Raw genomic sequence first — 17677 nt, 5'->3', positions numbered from 1 at the left:
TTAAAGAGAGCAACACAAGAGTTGCTCTTTTCGTTTAAATCAGTCAAGAAAGATGCTATAAATAAGTTTTTGGAGGTGCTATGTATAGGTTCGGGGAAAATGTTAAAAGACAGCGATTAAAGATGGGCAAGACCCAAGAAGACCTTTGTGCTGAAGCTGATAAATTATCTGTTCGGCAGTTATCAAGGATTGAGTCGGGGGAATCCACTCCTACTCTTTATACGATTCAGTATATTGCCTCACAGTTACAAGTGTCCATTGATGACTTGGCTGAGACTAACTTTTTTGTTTTACCAGAACGTTATCAGACATTAAAGTATCTATTATTACGCACCCAAACCTATTCTGAAACTAAACGTCTTTTAAATCGTGAAGCTTATTTAGAAGAAATTTATGTTGACTATTATGAACAGTTGCCAGAAGAAGAGCAGCTGGTGATTGATTGTCTCCAGTCAAAACTAGATGTTCATATGAGCGAGAACATTAATTTTGGCATTACGATTTTAAATGATTATTTTGAGCAATTATTGTTAAAGAAACACTATACGATTAATGATTTGATTTTAATCGAGCTCTATTTTATTTGTATTTCGACAGATCGCTTTTCAAAACGACTCTATCATGAAGAATCCTACCATTTGTTAATGGCTAATATTTTTTCACAAGTGGACCACTTACCTGTTGACAATTTATATGTTTTAAATAATGTCTTGCTTAACAATTTTGGGGTTGCTTTAAAGTTAGGACACCAAAACCATATTGAAGCTATTTTAGAGACAAGTTATGAGATTATGATGACCATTCAAGATTTTCAAAAGATGCCTATCTTGAAAATGTTGCAGTGGAAATATTATTTAGACTATCACAACAATCATTCAAATGCAGAAAAAGCTTATCAAGAAGCACTCTCATTTTCTGATTTGATTGAGGATAAGCATCTTAAAGAAAAAATTAAAAAAGAATGGGCTAAAGATAATACCTGACATTCATGTCGTGTATTATTTTTTTATCTTCGGCTATACTAAAGTTACTTAAATAAAGTAAGGAGGATAGCACATGAACAATGATAACAGTCTTGTTTTTTCTGAGTATGATTGGTGGGGAATATAGTCGTCAATCTTATTCAATTGATAAGCTATTGGCAGACAAGATAAGGCTTTTTTGCTATAATATGGCTATGAATAGAATCTTAGATAATGAATTAATGGGTGACGAAGAAGTGGTTGAGCGCACCCTTAGACCGCAATTTTTAAAAGAATATATTGGACAAGATAAGGTTAAAAATCAGCTGAGTATTTTTATTGATGCCGCTAAAGGACGTGATGAGGCACTTGATCATGTGTTATTGTTTGGGCCTCCAGGGCTTGGGAAAACGACCATGGCTTTTGTTATTGCCAACGAACTCGGCGTTCATTTAAAGCAAACGAGTGGACCAGCCATTGAAAAATCAGGTGATTTGGTCGCTATTTTGAATGAACTAGAACCGGGCGATGTTCTCTTTATTGATGAAATCCACCGTATGCCCATGGCGATTGAAGAGGTACTTTATAGTGCCATGGAAGATTTTTACATCGATATCATGATTGGTAATGGTGAAGCTAGTCGCAGTGTTCATCTTGATTTGCCACCTTTTACCTTGATTGGAGCTACTACCCGTGCGGGTATGCTCAGTAATCCCTTAAGAGCACGTTTTGGTATTACAGGACATATGGAGTATTATGAAACGGATGATTTGACAGAAATTGTTGAACGAACCGCTACTATTTTTGAGATGACAATTGTCCATGAAGCGGCTATTGAACTTGCTAAACGTAGTCGCGGGACTCCACGTATTGCCAATCGTCTTTTAAAACGCGTGCGGGATTATGCCCAAATCAAAGGAGACGGGACCATCACTCAGCAAATGACAGATGAGGCTTTGGCGATGCTTGATGTTGACCGCGAGGGGCTTGACTATGTCGATCAAAAAATTCTTAAAACCATGATTGAGATGTATCAAGGAGGTCCTGTTGGACTGGGCACTCTATCGGTTAATATTGCTGAAGAACGTGAAACGGTTGAGGATATGTATGAACCTTATCTCATTCAAAAAGGTTTCTTGATGCGAACCAGATCAGGGCGCGTGGCAACTCAAAAAGCCTACGAGCATTTAGGCTATCCCTATCTCGAAAAATAGTTTTCAACAAGAACTCTCTACTCAAGATAATGAGGGTTCTTTTAATCACTTTGAAAATAATAAATTTTAAAAAAGAATCATTTGTTTTAACTAAGAGTATTTGTTTTTTTGTTATAATAGTCTTAAGGAGATGAAAATCATGAAAATTTGTTTTGTCTGTTATGGAAATATTTGTCGTAGTCCCATGGCTGAATTTATTATGAAGGATTTGGTTAAGGATGATGACCGTTTTTATATTGAAAGTCGAGCAACCTCTCGTTGGGAAAAAGGAAAACCCATTCATACTGGAACACAACAAATGTTAGAGCAACATCATATTGATTTCAATTATATGAAAGGCTCTCAACCCATTCGTGTAGAAGATCTTCAAGAATTTGATTATATTATCGGAATGGATGAGAATAATGTCGCTGATTTGAAAAAGTTAGCAAAAGGGAAACTAAAGAAAAAGATTTTTATGTTTGCCAAAAAAGGCGTTCCCGATCCTTGGTACACTGGAGATTTTGAAGAAACTTATCGTCTTATCTCACAAGGGTGTCTAGACTGGTTGGATTATTTTAATAATCTTTAAACTCACACAGAAAGTCAGAAATAATGGATAAATTAAAAAATATGACCTTTTCAAGAGGAAAAATAGAACTAATTACTGTTTTTCTCATTCTTATTCTAGGAATGAGTGTCTTTTTGATTCCCTTAAAAACAAAGACGGCTTTAACTTATGATAAAGGTAAAATCCATTACACTGGCTATGTTGTCAACTATCGAATGAATGGTCAGGGAAAATTAACCTTTGAAAATGGTGATGTCTATGAAGGCAATTTTGTTAATGGCGTTTTTGATGGTAAAGGAGTGTTCACCTCAAACTTAGGCTGGTCCTATGAAGGGGATTTTAAAGACGGCCAGGCAGATGGGAAAGGCAAATTAATTGCCAAGGATAAAAAAGTCTATGAAGGGACTTTTAAACAAGGAATTTATCAAAAATGAGAATAAAATGGTTTTCTGTTATTCGTATCACCGGTTTACTCTTGGTGCTACTCTATCACTTTTTTAGGAATGCTTTTCCAGGTGGCTTTATTGGGGTTGATATCTTTTTCACCTTTTCAGGCTATTTAATCACAGCGCTTTTAATCGATGAGTTTAGTCAAAAACAATCGATTGATTTGTTGCGCTTTTTTAGACGACGTTTTTATCGGATTTTCCCACCTCTTGTGTTATTGATTTTAATTGTTTTACCCCTAACTTTGTTAGTCAAACAAGATTTTGTGGCAGACATAGGTCGACAAGTTGCAGCAACGCTTGGCTTTACGACTAATATCTATGAACTGTTGATTGGTGGTAATTATGAAAGTCAGTTTATCCCCCATTTGTTCTTACATACTTGGAGTTTGGCAATTGAAGTTCATTTTTATATTGTCTGGGGTGTTTTGACCTGGTTATTGGCTAAAACAGTTAAAAAAAGTACAGATTTTCGTCGGTTTATCTTTTTATTATCAACAGTTTTTTTCGTGGCAAGTTTTTTAAGTATGTTTGTTAGGTCATTTTTTGTTGATCAGTTTTCAACAGTGTACTTCTCAAGCTTATCGCATAGTTATGGTTTCTTTTTGGGAGCTATCTTTGCCACAATGACGGGTATTCGTGAGACAACAAAACAATTTAAAATCAACGTTCGTTCATGGCAACTAAAAGCAGTTCTAATTGTTTTTGGTCTGAGTCTTGCATTGATTCTATTGTTGTCACGTCTGCTTGATTTCAACCATATCTTTACCTATTTATTTGGTTTTATTTTGACTGGTCTTTTCACAGCAGTAATGATATATGCCAGTCGCGTGTTACATGAAAAAACACCGGATATCAAGGAACCAAAGGCAATTACTTTTTTATCAGATATTAGTTATAGCATTTACCTTTTCCATTGGCCCCTTTATATTATTTTTACGCAACTAATGGGAAACTGGTCTGCGGTTATTTTAACCACATTATTGTCCATTGCTTTTTCTTCTCTTTCATTTTATGTGATTGAGCCAATCATTGCTGGGAGAGAACCAGTTGTTTTAGGACTATCAATCAAGGTCAAAGATTATTCAAAATGGCTGTTAGGAAGTCTTGGTACACTTGTTATTATCAGTTTGTTTGTGATTGTAAGATCACCTCGCGTTGGTGCTTTTGAGACAGATCTTTTGGTTAACTCACTTAAACAAGCTGATACCAATATGGATAGAACGCACATGTTAGCAGCAGGAGATGCTTCTGCGATCAGTGATATTATGATTATTGGTGATTCAGTGACCTTGCGTGCTAGTGACACGATTAATCAGCAACTACCAGAGGCGCAGTTAGACGCCGCCATTAGCCGCAATTTTCCGCTAGCCTTTGAGATTTATAAGAATCATATTGACAATAACACTCTGTCAAAAACAGTCGTCTTAGCAGTTGGTGTTAATTCCCCCTATAATTATCAAGCTGAAATCATGCAGTTTGTGGACAATTTACCAGAGGGTCATCGCTTAGTTTTAGTAACACCATACAATGTCAAAGACGGCACTATTGAGAATGTGCGAAATTATGAATTAGAATTGGCTAAGCAGTACGACTATATTGAAGTAGCAGATTGGTACCAAGCTTCAGTAGATAATCCAAATATCTGGGCTGGAACAGATGGCGTTCATTTTTCTATCTCTGAATCATCTGGTTCTGACCTTTATGCCAAAACAATAAAAGAAGCCATTGAAACAGTTGCTAGAAAACAAGCAAAATAAATAAATGAATTATAAATAGCGAGCACTTCCTTAATCTTTTAAGATAGGGAAGTGTTTTTGAATGTTGTTATCAATTTATCCAGGGTTATATTATGGATACAGAATTTTTTTAGTAGGTATGACTTAAATGACGAATATCATTTTATATTTTTGGAATGCCGTTTTTATAGACTTCAGTGTAGTTATTATTGCTAAATAATATCATATCAGCTTAATCAATAACTCCCTCAAATATGGATTTTAGATAACATAGATATTTTAATTAAGACAGAGTTAATTTTGTCTGTAAAATCATTATCTTTAACTATAGAATATATAGGTTAAGAGAAGTAACCTGTACCCATCCTTTTAATAAAATTGCTCTTGTTCTACTCTAAAAAATTAAATACACCAGAAAACTTGACACGTTCCAAGAAAACGGTTACAATAATACTGTAATAATTTTTTGGAGGAAACTATGAATCAATTACAAGAGTTTCGAGAGAAAAATGGGATAATAATTGCGGCTCATAGAGGTACTAATGGAGGAAATATTCTTCAAAATACTTCAAAAGCTTATTATAATGCCATTCGACACAAGGCCGATATGTTCGAAGTTGATGTTGTTCGTTCTCAAGATGGTGACTTTTTTGCATTTCATGATGGTCAGGAACCTTTAGTGTTTAATGATAATTTTGATATTAGAACATTAAATGCTAAAGAAATTACTTCTAAGACATGTTTTAATTCTGTACATGAACCAATTAATCAGAAAATAGAAACAATTGAGCAGATTTTAGATACATTTGAAGGACAGGTTTTTATTAATATTGATAGAAGTTGGTTCTATTGGGATACGTTCCTCGATAAACTTAAAGGATATAAATCATTAGAACAAATTTTACTAAAATCTCCAGTAGAACGACATCTCTTAGAAAAATTAAGAGATTCTGGTCTAGATGTTATGTATATGCCTATAGTAAAAACAATGGAAGAATTAGATTTAGTTTTAAATTTTAAGGGTTTAAATATTGTTGCTATCGAGTTGATTTTTGAAACTTTGGACACTGATTTAGTATCTCCAAAAACAATTCAGTTATTGAAAAATAAAGGACTTCTAATTTGGGGAAATGCTCTTACTTTAAGTGATACTATTGTTTTATCAGCTGGTTTAGATGACGATTCTGCTATAGAAAATGATGGACAATCTTGGGGGAGACTAGTCAAATTAGGATTTGACATTATTCAAACAGATTGGCCTTATCTACTATACAGCTATTTAACTGCAAATAATTTAAAAAATAATTAAGGAGGACATATAAATGTTCAAACAAATCAAAAAACTTTCCCTAGTGGCTTCAATGCTACTACTCGCAGCATGTTCAAATTCAAGCAATGATGGATCTAAAACTGATGGTAATTCAGGAGAAATAGATAGATCACAAACAATTGTAGTATATACCAATTCTGCCTCAAATGGTCGAGCAGAGTATCTACAAGAAAAGGCAGAAGAAGCTGGTTATAAACTACAGATTGTTGATATTGCAGGTAGCGAAATTGCCGATAGGCTTATCGCCGAAAAAAATAATGCGGTTGCTGATCTTGTTTTTGGTCCAAACACATTAGAATTTGATCGTATTAAGAAGGAAGAGCTACTTGTAAAATATTCACCTGAATGGGCTGACAAGGTTGATAGTTCTTTAGGTGATAAAGAGGGTTACTATCATTCACTAGTTGTTCAGCCATTAGTTTTAATTGGAAATAAAACAGTTGAAATGCCATCAGATTGGGTTGATCTTACAAAGAGTTCATATAAAGATAAATATGGCATTTTGAATTTAGGTTCAGGGACTTCAAAAATTATTTTTGCTAGCATTGTGAGTCGCTACCCAGATAAAGATGGTGAATTAGGCATATCCAAAGAAGGATGGAAGGTAGCGAAAGATTATCTACAAAATGCACATATTTATGCTGATGGTGAGGATTTTATTTCCGCAATAATTGATGATGAAAATGATTTAAATTACAGTATGATTTGGGGATCCGGAGTTCTTCAAAATGAATCAGAAAGAGATTATAAATTTCAAGTTATGAGCCCAGAGGTGGGAGTTCCATATGTTACAGAACAAATTGGTATTTTGAATACAAGTGAAAAACAAGCTCTATTAAAAGAATTTGTTGACTGGTTTGGTTCAGCAGAAGTTCAAAAAGCATGGAGCGATGAATTTGGTTCTATTCCAGCAAATAAAGATGCTCTAGCGGAAGTTAAACCAGAGATAAAAGAATTCGTTGATAGTGTTAAACCTCAAAAGCTTGATTGGGAATTTATTGGAAATAATGTAGATAGTTGGATTGAGAAAGCTCAATTAGAATTTATTCAGTAACATTTCAAATTTATTTAGGAGATAACATGATTAATTTTAACAATATTCAAATTAAGTACGGTGATTTTATTGCCATCGATAACTTAAATTTAAACATTAATGAAGGAGAATTTTTCACATTTCTTGGACCTAGTGGATGTGGGAAATCTACGACATTAAGAACGTTAGTTGGATTTATTGAACCGTCGGCTGGTAATATTTATGTTGAAGGTAAAGATATCACAAAGATAGAGCCTGAGGGAAGGGGGATTGGAATTGTATTTCAAAGCTATGCACTTTTCCCAACAATGTCAGTATTTGAAAATATAGCATTTGGATTAAAAGTTAAAAAAGTCTCTCCTGAAATCATTAAAGCAAAGGTTAGTGAAATTTCAAAGAAGATTAATATTTCCGAAGAACAATTACATAGAAATATTTCTGAACTTTCCGGTGGACAGCAACAACGTGTTGCCCTTGCACGTGCACTAGTTTTAGAACCAAAAATTTTGTGTTTAGATGAGCCTTTATCAAATTTGGATGCTAAATTACGAGTTTCTTTGAGAAAAGAGCTTAAGCGCTTGCAAAAAGAACTTGGTATTACGACATTGTATGTCACACATGATCAAGAAGAAGCACTCACTCTGTCAGATCGCATTGCAGTGTTTAATAATGGTTTTATAGAGCAAGTTGGGACACCATATGAAATTTATAACCAATCTAAAACAGAGTTTGTGTGTGAATTTATCGGCTCTATAAATAAAATCAATGCTAAAACTTTACAAGAATTACAAGGTCAAGAGAAGATTTTCGAAGACACAGAAGGTTATATCCGTTTAGAGAGAATTAAACTAACAAATAGTGATCAAAATGATTTAGAATTAATTGGTACAATCACTGATTTAGAATTTAATGGTATTCTAATCAAATACACTGTTAAACTTTTAAACGATGAAATCATACATATCATTGAAAAAAATGATGGACGTTCTCGTCATGTTGTTGGTGATAAAGTGAATTTATATTTCAATCCAAAGGATATCATGCAATTCAAAGGAGATTAGCTATGAAAAAAGAATTTAAATGGCGAGATTGGATTATTAGAATTGGTGTTTTCTGGCTAATTGTTGCTTTTGTAATCTATCCTAATATAGGTTTACTTACTGATGTATTTTTTAAAGATGGTACATTTACATTAGATGCTGTTACTAAAATTTTAAGATCAGAAAGAGCTTTAAGTAGTATATCTAATAGTTTTATTCTAGCTGTTTCAATGGTCTTAACAGTTAATGTTGTAGGGACATTAGTGGTTCTTTTTACAGAGTACTGGGAAATAAAAGGATCAAAAATATTAAAACTTGGCTATATGACATCATTGGTTTATGGCGGAATCGTTTTGGCAACAGGATATAAATTTGTGTATGGTAGTAATGGTGTTGTTACTCAACTTTTAACAAATATATTTCCTAATTTATCATTAAATTGGTTTCAAGGATACGGTGCTGTTTTGTTTATTATGACATTTGCTTGTACCTCTAACCATATTATGTTTTTGACCAGTGCTGTGAGAAGTGTTGATTATCATACTATTGAGGCTTCAAGAAATATGGGAGCTAATCCAATCACTGTATTTTTCCGAGTTGTCTTTCCTACGTTTAAACCAACACTTTTTGCATTAACTATTTTGACTTTTTTAACAGGATTATCAGCGGTTTCTGCACCACTAATTGTTGGGGGGGAAAATTTTCAGACAATTAACCCCTTGATAATTACATTTGCTAAAACGACATCTTCTAGAGATTTAGCCGCGTTATTAGCATTGATTTTAGGGTTGGCAACCATTTTACTACTAACATTGTTAAATAGGATTGAAAGTGGAGGCAATTATGTTTCTGTTTCAAAAACAAAAGCTGGACTTAAAAAACAAAAAATTAATTCTCCATTTTGGAATATTTTGGCTCATATAGTAGCTTATGTTTTGTTTGGCATTTATATGCTTCCTATTCTATTAATTATTGTCTATTCATTTACTGATGCTTTGACAATCAAAACAGGTAATTTAAAATTGAGCAGTTTCACCATTGAAAACTATGCTCAACTATTTTCGAATAGTCAAGCTTTCAAACCCTATTTAGTCAGTTTGGTCTATTCATTGTTAGCAGCTATAATTGTAACTATCATTGCTATTGTTATCTCAAGAATTGTTCATAAGAATAAGTTTAAAATAGATCAATTTTTTGAATATGGCGCTTTAATCCCTTGGATTCTTCCAAGTACATTAATTGCATTAGGATTAATGTTTACGTATAATGAGCCTAAATTAATGATATTTAATATTGTACTAGTAGGTACATTGGCCATTATGTTAATTGCTTATATTATTCAAAAATTACCATTCTCTTATCGAATGATTCGTGCTGCTTTTTTTAGTATTGATAATGATATGGAAGAAGCTGCTAGAAGTATGGGTGCATCAACTTTACGCACAATGACAAAGGTGATTATTCCTTTAATAATGCCAGTAGTTTTGTCAGTAGTTGTATTGAATTTCAACTCATTACTTTCTGATTATGACTTATCAGTTTTCCTGTATCATCCACTATTTCAACCCCTAGGTATTGTTATTAAACAATCTACTGATGAGACTGCTACTATAAATGCACAAGCAATGATGTTAGTATACTCAGTGGTATTAATGGTTATGTCAAGTGCTGCACTTTATATTGCTAACCGTTTTCAAACACAGAAAGGCAAACGATAATGTTAACTTCAGGAGGATTAAACATAGATGAAATTTTCCTAAGATGTATTATGTCAATTGTATTAGGAGGTATTGTAGGTTACGAACGTGGAGTAAAAAATCAAGCGGCAGGGTTAAGAACTTATATTTTAGTTTGTCTTGGAGCTAGTATTGTAATGATGACTAATCAATTTATAGTTCATGAATACGGCACAGGAGATCCTAGCAGAATGGGGGCTCAGGTGATTAGTGGACTTGGTTTCCTAGGAGCTGGAACTATTTTAATAACAAATAGAAACAAAATAAAGGGATTGACAACTGCTGCCGGGTTGTGGTCGTCAGCATGTATTGGATTAGCTATAGGAATAGGTTTTTATAAAGGGGCTATTGTTGCAGCAACTCTTCTAATAGCTATTATGACTATATTTACTCCTGTAAAAAAATATTTAAATTCAAAAACAAAAATTGGTGAGTATTATATAGTGTTCAGTTCTATGGAAGCTTACAATCGATTATTAATTTATTTGAGCACGTCTGGAATAAAAATAATAGATATGCAAAATGGTATTGGTAATTTAGATGAAGAAAGAAAACTAACAAGTATTAACTCTACAAAAATATCTTGTTATATGGAGTTGCAATTAAATGAAAAATTTGATCATCTAAAATTAATGGAAAACATGTCAGAGATTGTAGGCGTTATTTATGTGGAAGAAATCAGATAAAGAGTTACAATCTCTTTATCTTTTTTTATATGGTATAATTGAAATATTAAAAAATAAAAATCACAAAATCTACAGATTATATAGTAGTTAAATATCGATTAGAAAAATGTTCATCGATTTTTTATATTTAAGGGAATGTTAAATTCTTTTGAAAAATAATCATCACACTTTTCATATTCAAAATAATAATAAATTAAAAGATAAATAAAGGGTTTTATTCTAGTTTTTAGGAGTTGAATTATATTGGTTACGATAAATGATATTGCTAAAGAGGCAGGAGTTTCACATGGCACAGCCTCGAATGTTCTAAATAAAAGAGGGAATGTTAGAGCGGATAAAATTAAACTTGTTGAAGAAGCAGCTAAAAAATTAGGTTACCGTATCAATACTCAAGCTCAATTTTTAAGGAGAGGGTTATCTAATAAGTGTTATATTTTAGTGTTATCTACAATGAGAAATCAATATACTGATTTTTTGGATGAGATTATGGCAAGTAGTTCAAGTTTTGATATCGAGATAGTGAACATAAGGAGTAAGTCAAATATATCTCACGTTTTTTATGATTGTTTAGGACAACTACCGCATGCCATTTTTTGTCTAGGTTTCTCTGTAAAAAAATTTAAGGTAAGTAGGTTTCACTCAGTTAAAGTATACGAAATTGACACTTATCCTGAAAAAAATGAATTGAGCTTTCAAATTTCATCTGTTTTAGAGAATTTTAAAGAATTTCTTTATAAGAATACTATAAATACTGTTACTTTTTTATCATTTGGTTTTGAGGGTGATTATAGTCTTTCAAGTTATGTTAGTGAAAGTATTATCCAAAACTATTCCTCTAAACACTATTATCTTAATGATTATGACTATGTATTGAAACTTTATCCTAGTCTAAAATTATTAACAAATTTTGATGTTATTTTTTTGACAGATAAATTCCTGCTTAATCGTTTAAAAGATATGTTTAAATGGTTCGGAAAAAAAGATTTACCGATATTTTATCTCGTTGGTTCTTCAGATTTTATTCAACAAGATAGTGTTTATACTTTAAAATTAGATTATCGCAAGTTAGCACAAAATTGTATTTTAAAGATAGAAAATAAGACTTTATATAATTTATTACCCTATGAATCAATGTCTAGGAAGTTTAGTTTTCTAAAAGGAAACACTAACTCAATTAAAATTCTTACTCTAAAATCTCCAATTAGCCAAGCTTTATCAATATTATCAGATAGATATAAATTTTTGAGTGGGAGAGATATAGTTATCGTCGAGAGAGAATATGAAGAAATATTGGATTTATTATCTAATCCCGAATTATTAGTTGATATTGATATCATCAGAGTTGACATGGCTTGGTTGCCGACTTACGCTGAGTTAATTTTTAAAAACATTTCTAATGAGAGTATAACAGAGACGATCAATGATAAAATTGCCAAATCAGTTTCTAAAGAATACACACACGTTAATGGATGTCAATATGCATTTCCACTGGATATAAGTAGTCAGATTTTGGTATATAGGAAAGATATTTTTGAGAATACATTGATACAGCGACAATATTTTGAAAAAAATAAAAAGTCATTAGAAATACCTCAGAGCTATATTGAATTTGATAAAATGTCTGAGTTTTTTACTAAAAATATCAATAATGAGTCACCTACTCTTTTTGGGCATAGTAGAGGCTTAAAATCTCCAATTGTTGCTGCTTGTGATTTTATTCCTCGCTTGAGAGAAAGTCTTTTGAAAAATAATATGAATTTAAGCGTTATAGAAACTGTTTTTTTAGATTATCAAAATAGTATTAACTATACAAAAAAAAGTAGTTCTGATTGGTGGGAAGACTTTGTAAATAGTCTAAAAATGGGGGAAACATTTATGGAAATTCTGTTTTCTAATTATGCTAGTCCACTATTCAACGATGATTCTATTGATACAGAATTTACATTTGGTTATGCTCCTATACCAGGAAATCAACCTGTTATAGGAGGTGGAGCGATTGGAATTTTGAAGTCATCTAAAATGGTTAATGAAGCACTTGAATATATTGATTGGTTATTCAGCGAAGAAATTTCTGTTGCTTTAGCTCTTCTAGGAGGTTTTTTACCATCAAAATATGTTGTCAATGATACTAATTTAAATAAAAATTTCCCTTGGTTAGAACAATTTGACAAGACTTTCAGTGTTGGAAGTAGAATAAAATGGTTTGATTTTGAAACTGATTTACAATTTGAAAAATTGTTGGGTGAAGAACTTATTAAGAAAATGAAAAATGATCAATAAAAATTTAGTTTCAAATTTATATTTTAATTCTGTATTTAGCAGGATTCCTTTTACCCAAAATATCTAAATTGACTCACCTTTCAGACAAATGTGGCTGTTTATCTGAGTCTAACATAGATGTCTTTTTTCTGTTTCGCTTAATTTGACAAATGAGGAAATGAAACCATTGCTAGAAAACAAGCAAAATAAAATGGCTAACAAACACTTTACTAATTTTAAAAATTAGAAAGTGTTTTTTTGTTGATTCAAGTGAAGTTGAGATAACGAAAAAAACTGATACATCAAGGGGATTTCATCTTTTTTTCAGAGAAACAGAAAAAACTTTCAAAAAAAATTGAAAAAAATATTGTGAAACTATTTACAAACTTTTTAAAATAAGCTATAATAAAATCATAAAAATTGTGAAACATTTAACAATGTTGGAGGAAAATAACTTATGGCAACTAAAACTATTGATGCACAAGCAATGATTGATGAACTAGCTCAAAAAGCGACAAAAGCTTTACACGCTATGGAAGATTTCACACAAGAACAAGTTGATCATATTGTTCACCATGCTAGTATGGCAGCCTTAGATAAGCATATGCCTTTAGCAAAAATGGCCGTTGAAGAGACTGGTCGAGGCATCTATGAAGATAAAGCAATTAAAAATATGTATGCTTCAGAATATATCTGGAATGCGATTAAGTATGATAAAACAGTCGGTGTTATCGCAGAAGATAAAGAAGCTGGCTTGATTTCTATTGCTGAACCTATTGGTGTCATTTGCGGGGTTACTCCAACAACTAACCCAACATCAACTACCATTTTTAAAGCCTTGATTGCTTTGAAAACAAGAAATCCAATCATCTTTGCTTTTCACCCATCAGCACAAAAATGTTCTGCAGAAGCAGCTCGTATTGTGCGTGATGCGGCTATTGAAGCAGGTGCACCAGAAGATTGTGTGCAATGGATTGAACACCCTAGTATTGAAGCAACAGGTGCTTTGATGAACCATCCTTTAATTGCAACAATTCTTGCAACAGGTGGCCCAGGCATGGTTAAGGCAGCTTACTCAAGTGGTAAACCGGCTCTTGGTGTAGGGCCTGGTAATGTGCCAAGTTATATTGCGGCAGATGCTAAAATTAAACGTGCTGTTAATGATTTGATTGTTTCAAAAACCTTTGATAATGGAATGATCTGTGCTTCTGAACAAGCTGCGATTGTGGATGCTTCTGTTTATGATGAGGTTAAAGCAGAGTTTGAAGCGCATAACTGTTTTATTGTTTCTAAAAAAGCAGATATTAAAAAATTAGAAAAAGCGGTTCTTAATGAAGCAAAAACAGCTGTTAATCCTAAAATTGTTGGTTATTCAGCAGAATTCATTGCTGAATTAGCCGGTATCAAGGTACCAAAAGGCACTAAAATTATTTTGGCAGAAATCCCAGATGCTACTATGGAACACCCATTGGCTCTTGAAAAACTGTCTCCAGTACTTGCCCTTATCAAAGCAACTGATGTGGAAGATGCCTTAGAAAAATGTGATAAAATGTTGAATCTTGGTGGTTTAGGACATACGGCAGTCATCCACACAGAAGACGAAGACCTTCAAATTCGTTTTGGTCTTCGCATGAAAGCTTGCCGTGTTCTTGTTAACTCACCATCAGCAGAAGGTGGTATCGGAAATATCTACAATGAAATGATTCCATCATTAACACTTGGTTGTGGATCTCATGGACGTAACTCAGTATCACATAATGTGGGGGCAATCGATTTGATTAACGTTAAAACATTAGCAAAGCGCCGTAATAACATGCAATGGTTTAAATTACCGCCAAAAATTTACTTTGAAAAAAATTCCATCATGTACCTTCGTAAAATCCAAGCAGAAAAAGTGATGATTGTCTGTGATCCAGGAATGGTTAAATTTGGCTATGCTGATTTAGTGAAAAAACAATTGCAATTAAACAAAAACAATCCATCTGTTAAAGTCTTCTCAGAAGTAGAGCCAAACCCATCAACAAACACAGTCTATAAAGGGCTTGAAATGTTTAACGAGTTCCAACCAGACACCATTATCGCTCTAGGTGGTGGGTCTGCGATGGATGCCGCTAAAGCAATGTGGATGTTCTTTGAAAACCCAGATGTTAGCTTCTTTGGCGCAAAACAAAAATTCTTAGATATTCGTAAACGTACTTATAAAATTCCTTATGCAGAAAAAACAACCTTTATCTGTATCCCAACAACATCAGGAACAGGGTCAGAAGTGACACCATTTGCCGTTATTACCGATAGCGATGACCACACTAAATACCCTCTTGCTGACTATGCATTGACACCAGATGTTGCTATCATTGACCCAGCTCTTGTTATGAGTGTTCCTGCCAGTGTCACAGCCGATACAGGAATGGATGTCTTGACTCATGCGATTGAATCATATGTCTCAGTGATGGCAAGTGATTACACACGTGGCTTATCTCTTCAAGCTATCAAATTAGTCTTTGACTACCTTGAAAAATCAGTTAACACACCAGATGAAGAATCGCGTGAAAAAATGCATAACGCTTCAACTATGGCGGGAATGGCTTTTGCTAATGCTTTCCTAGGAATTTGCCACTCTATCGCTCACAAAGTTGGTGGTGAATGGGGCGTTCCTCATGGTCGCACCAATGCCATCTTACTACCACATATCATCAGATACAATGCGAAAGATCCGCAAAAACATGCCATGTTCCCTAAATATGATTACTTCCGTGCTGAAAAAGACTATGCTGATATCGCTCGCTTCATGGGATTTGAAGGTGAGTCAGATGCAGAATTAGCAGAAACACTTGCTCGTAAGGTTTATGAACTTGGCCAATCAGTTGGTATTAAAATGAACTTTAAGTCACAAGGAGTGACTAAAACACAATTAAAAGCAGATGCTGATCGTTTAGCTGAAAAAGCTTATGAAGACCAATGTACAACTGCAAATCCAAAAGAACCACTAATTTCAGAATTAAAAGAAATTATTGAAATCGCCTTTGATTATGAAGGGTAATCCTTAACACCAATTCTCTTTGAGGATTGGTGTTTTTTTATATATTTGATTGCAGGTACTGCAAAAAAATTGTCTAAGCAAATCATTTAAAAATATGATATGATAAGAAAAAGACTTTAAGAAACAAGGGAGAGTGCAATGACTCTAATTTACCAATCAACAAGAGATGCTAAAAACACAGTAACAGCAAGCCAAGCTATTTTAAAAGGATTAGCAACAGATGGTGGCCTCTATACACCCACAGATTTTCCAGACATTACCTTGGATTTTAACCAATTAAAAGACTTAAGCTACCAAGACATTGCTAAAAAAATCCTAGCAGCCTTTTTGGATGATTTTACGCCAGAAGAAATCGCCTATTGTGTTGACAATGCCTACGATGACAAGTTTGATACTGAGTTGATTGCACCAATTGTTAAGTTACATGGCCAATATCATTTGGAGCTTTTTCATGGTTCAACCATTGCCTTTAAAGACATGGCCTTATCGATTCTACCTTATTTGATGATAACTGCTGCTAAAAAACAAGGAGTGGACCATAAAATTGTGATTTTAACTGCCACTTCTGGAGACACAGGAAAAGCAGCCATGGCAGGATTTGCTGATGTTCCTGGAACAGAAATCATTGTTTTTTATCCTAAAAATGGTGTTAGTCGTATCCAAGAGCTACAAATGATCACCCAAAAAGGAGAAAACACACACGTTCTTGCAATTGATGGGAACTTTGATGATGCTCAAACCAGTGTGAAAGAGATGTTCAACGATAAAACGTTAAGGGCAACTTTACTGGAAAAAGGGATGCAATTATCATCAGCCAACTCGATGAATATTGGACGCCTAGTTCCTCAAATCGTTTACTATGTCTATGCTTATGCACAACTCCTTAAAAAAGGGGAGATTGAAAATGGAGAATTGATCAATTTCTCTGTACCAACTGGTAATTTTGGTAATATCCTAGCAGCATTTTATGCAACTAAGATTGGTGTTCCTGTTGGGAAACTGATTTGTGCTTCTAATGAAAACAATGTTTTAACAGATTTCTTTAAGACAGCCACTTATGATAAAAATAGACCCTTTAAAGTTACCTCAAGTCCTTCTATGGATATCCTTGTTTCATCTAATCTTGAGCGCTTAGTTTTTCATTTAGTGGGCAATGACGCAGAAAAAACGCGTGACTTAATGGAGCAATTAACGAGTATAGGAAGTTATCAGTTAACTGTCAAAGACACGGCTATTTTAGAGCTTTTTGCTGCAGGATTTGCTAATGAAAAGCAAACGAGTCAGGATATTGCGCGTGTTTATCTGGAAAACCATTACGTTGAAGATCCTCACACAGCGGTTGCTTCAAGTGTTTATAAGGCTTATCAAGAAAGCACAAATGATAATACAAAAACAGTTGTTATCTCAACGGCTAGTCCGTATAAATTTCCCACAGTTGTTGTCAACGCTCTTTTAGAAACGAAAACAACGGATGATTTTGTTGCCGTAAATGAGCTTGAAAAACGCTCGCAAGTGGTCATTCCTAAGGCTGTCGATGGGATTGAAAACGAACCGATCCGTCATCAAACAACTATTGCAACCAAAGACATGAAAGAAACAGTAGAAAGGTATCTAGGGCTCTAATTGGAGGTCTGTTAATCTC

Annotated in this window: 13 protein-coding genes; all 13 read left to right on the top strand. The window is 33.6% G+C overall.

What is annotated here, in order from left to right:
* Positions 1 to 80: 80 nt before the first annotated feature.
* The 13 genes from JHK62_RS07665 (at position 81) to thrC (ending at position 17658) form a co-directional block, all read left to right on the top strand.
* Entirely contained in the window at positions 81 to 983 is a 903-nt protein-coding gene (locus JHK62_RS07665) for a helix-turn-helix domain-containing protein (protein WP_199576168.1), read from the top strand.
* 194 nt (positions 984 to 1177) lie between these two features.
* Complete coding sequence (ruvB, locus tag JHK62_RS07660; RefSeq protein ID WP_199576188.1) at positions 1178 to 2176, top strand: Holliday junction branch migration DNA helicase RuvB; 999 nt, start codon at positions 1178 to 1180, stop codon at positions 2174 to 2176.
* 136 nt (positions 2177 to 2312) lie between these two features.
* Positions 2313 to 2747: an arsenate reductase/protein-tyrosine-phosphatase family protein gene (locus JHK62_RS07655; RefSeq protein WP_199576187.1), complete on the top strand. Its 435-nt coding sequence runs from the start codon at positions 2313 to 2315 to the stop codon at positions 2745 to 2747.
* A gap of 23 nt (positions 2748 to 2770) precedes the next feature.
* A complete protein-coding gene (locus tag JHK62_RS07650) occupies positions 2771 to 3160 on the top strand; it encodes an MORN repeat-containing protein (protein WP_199576167.1) in 390 nt (129 codons plus the stop codon).
* A complete protein-coding gene (locus JHK62_RS07645) occupies positions 3157 to 4932 on the top strand; it encodes an acyltransferase family protein (protein ID WP_199576166.1) in 1776 nt (591 codons plus the stop codon). Before JHK62_RS07650 ends, JHK62_RS07645 begins: the two co-directional genes overlap by 4 nt.
* A 457-nt stretch (positions 4933 to 5389) precedes the next feature.
* Positions 5390 to 6220 carry a glycerophosphodiester phosphodiesterase family protein gene (locus JHK62_RS07640; RefSeq protein ID WP_199576165.1) on the top strand — a complete coding sequence of 277 codons (831 nt, stop codon included), beginning with the start codon at positions 5390 to 5392 and terminating at the stop codon, positions 6218 to 6220.
* 13 nt (positions 6221 to 6233) lie between these two features.
* Positions 6234 to 7295, top strand: a complete 1062-nt coding sequence (locus tag JHK62_RS07635) for an extracellular solute-binding protein (protein ID WP_199576164.1) — start codon at positions 6234 to 6236, stop codon at positions 7293 to 7295.
* A gap of 26 nt (positions 7296 to 7321) precedes the next feature.
* The gene (locus tag JHK62_RS07630) at positions 7322 to 8335 is read left to right on the top strand and encodes an ABC transporter ATP-binding protein (RefSeq protein WP_199576163.1); all 1014 of its coding nucleotides are present in this window, start codon (positions 7322 to 7324) and stop codon (positions 8333 to 8335) included.
* Positions 8336 to 8337: 2 nt separating this feature from the next.
* Positions 8338 to 10032 (top strand): ABC transporter permease, encoded by a 1695-nt coding sequence (locus JHK62_RS07625; protein ID WP_199576162.1) that lies wholly within the window; start codon positions 8338 to 8340, stop codon positions 10030 to 10032.
* On the top strand, positions 10032 to 10736 hold the full coding sequence (locus JHK62_RS07620; RefSeq protein WP_199576161.1) for an MgtC/SapB family protein: 705 nt from the start codon (positions 10032 to 10034) through the stop codon (positions 10734 to 10736). The genes JHK62_RS07625 and JHK62_RS07620 overlap by 1 nt, the downstream gene beginning before the upstream one ends.
* Before the next feature lie 243 nt (positions 10737 to 10979).
* Complete coding sequence (locus JHK62_RS07615; RefSeq protein ID WP_199576160.1) at positions 10980 to 13016, top strand: extracellular solute-binding protein; 2037 nt, start codon at positions 10980 to 10982, stop codon at positions 13014 to 13016.
* 436 nt (positions 13017 to 13452) lie between these two features.
* Positions 13453 to 16035: a bifunctional acetaldehyde-CoA/alcohol dehydrogenase gene (gene adhE, locus JHK62_RS07610; RefSeq protein ID WP_199576159.1), complete on the top strand. Its 2583-nt coding sequence runs from the start codon at positions 13453 to 13455 to the stop codon at positions 16033 to 16035.
* A gap of 138 nt (positions 16036 to 16173) precedes the next feature.
* Positions 16174 to 17658 carry a threonine synthase gene (gene thrC / locus JHK62_RS07605; RefSeq protein ID WP_199576158.1) on the top strand — a complete coding sequence of 495 codons (1485 nt, stop codon included), beginning with the start codon at positions 16174 to 16176 and terminating at the stop codon, positions 17656 to 17658.
* Positions 17659 to 17677 lie beyond the last annotated feature (19 nt).

The organism is Streptococcus pacificus (genome assembly GCF_016481305.1).
Taxonomy (GTDB): Bacteria; Bacillota; Bacilli; order Lactobacillales; family Streptococcaceae; genus Streptococcus; species Streptococcus pacificus.
Note: the sequence above shows the minus strand (reverse complement) of the source record. Positions and strands in the feature narration are given on the sequence as shown.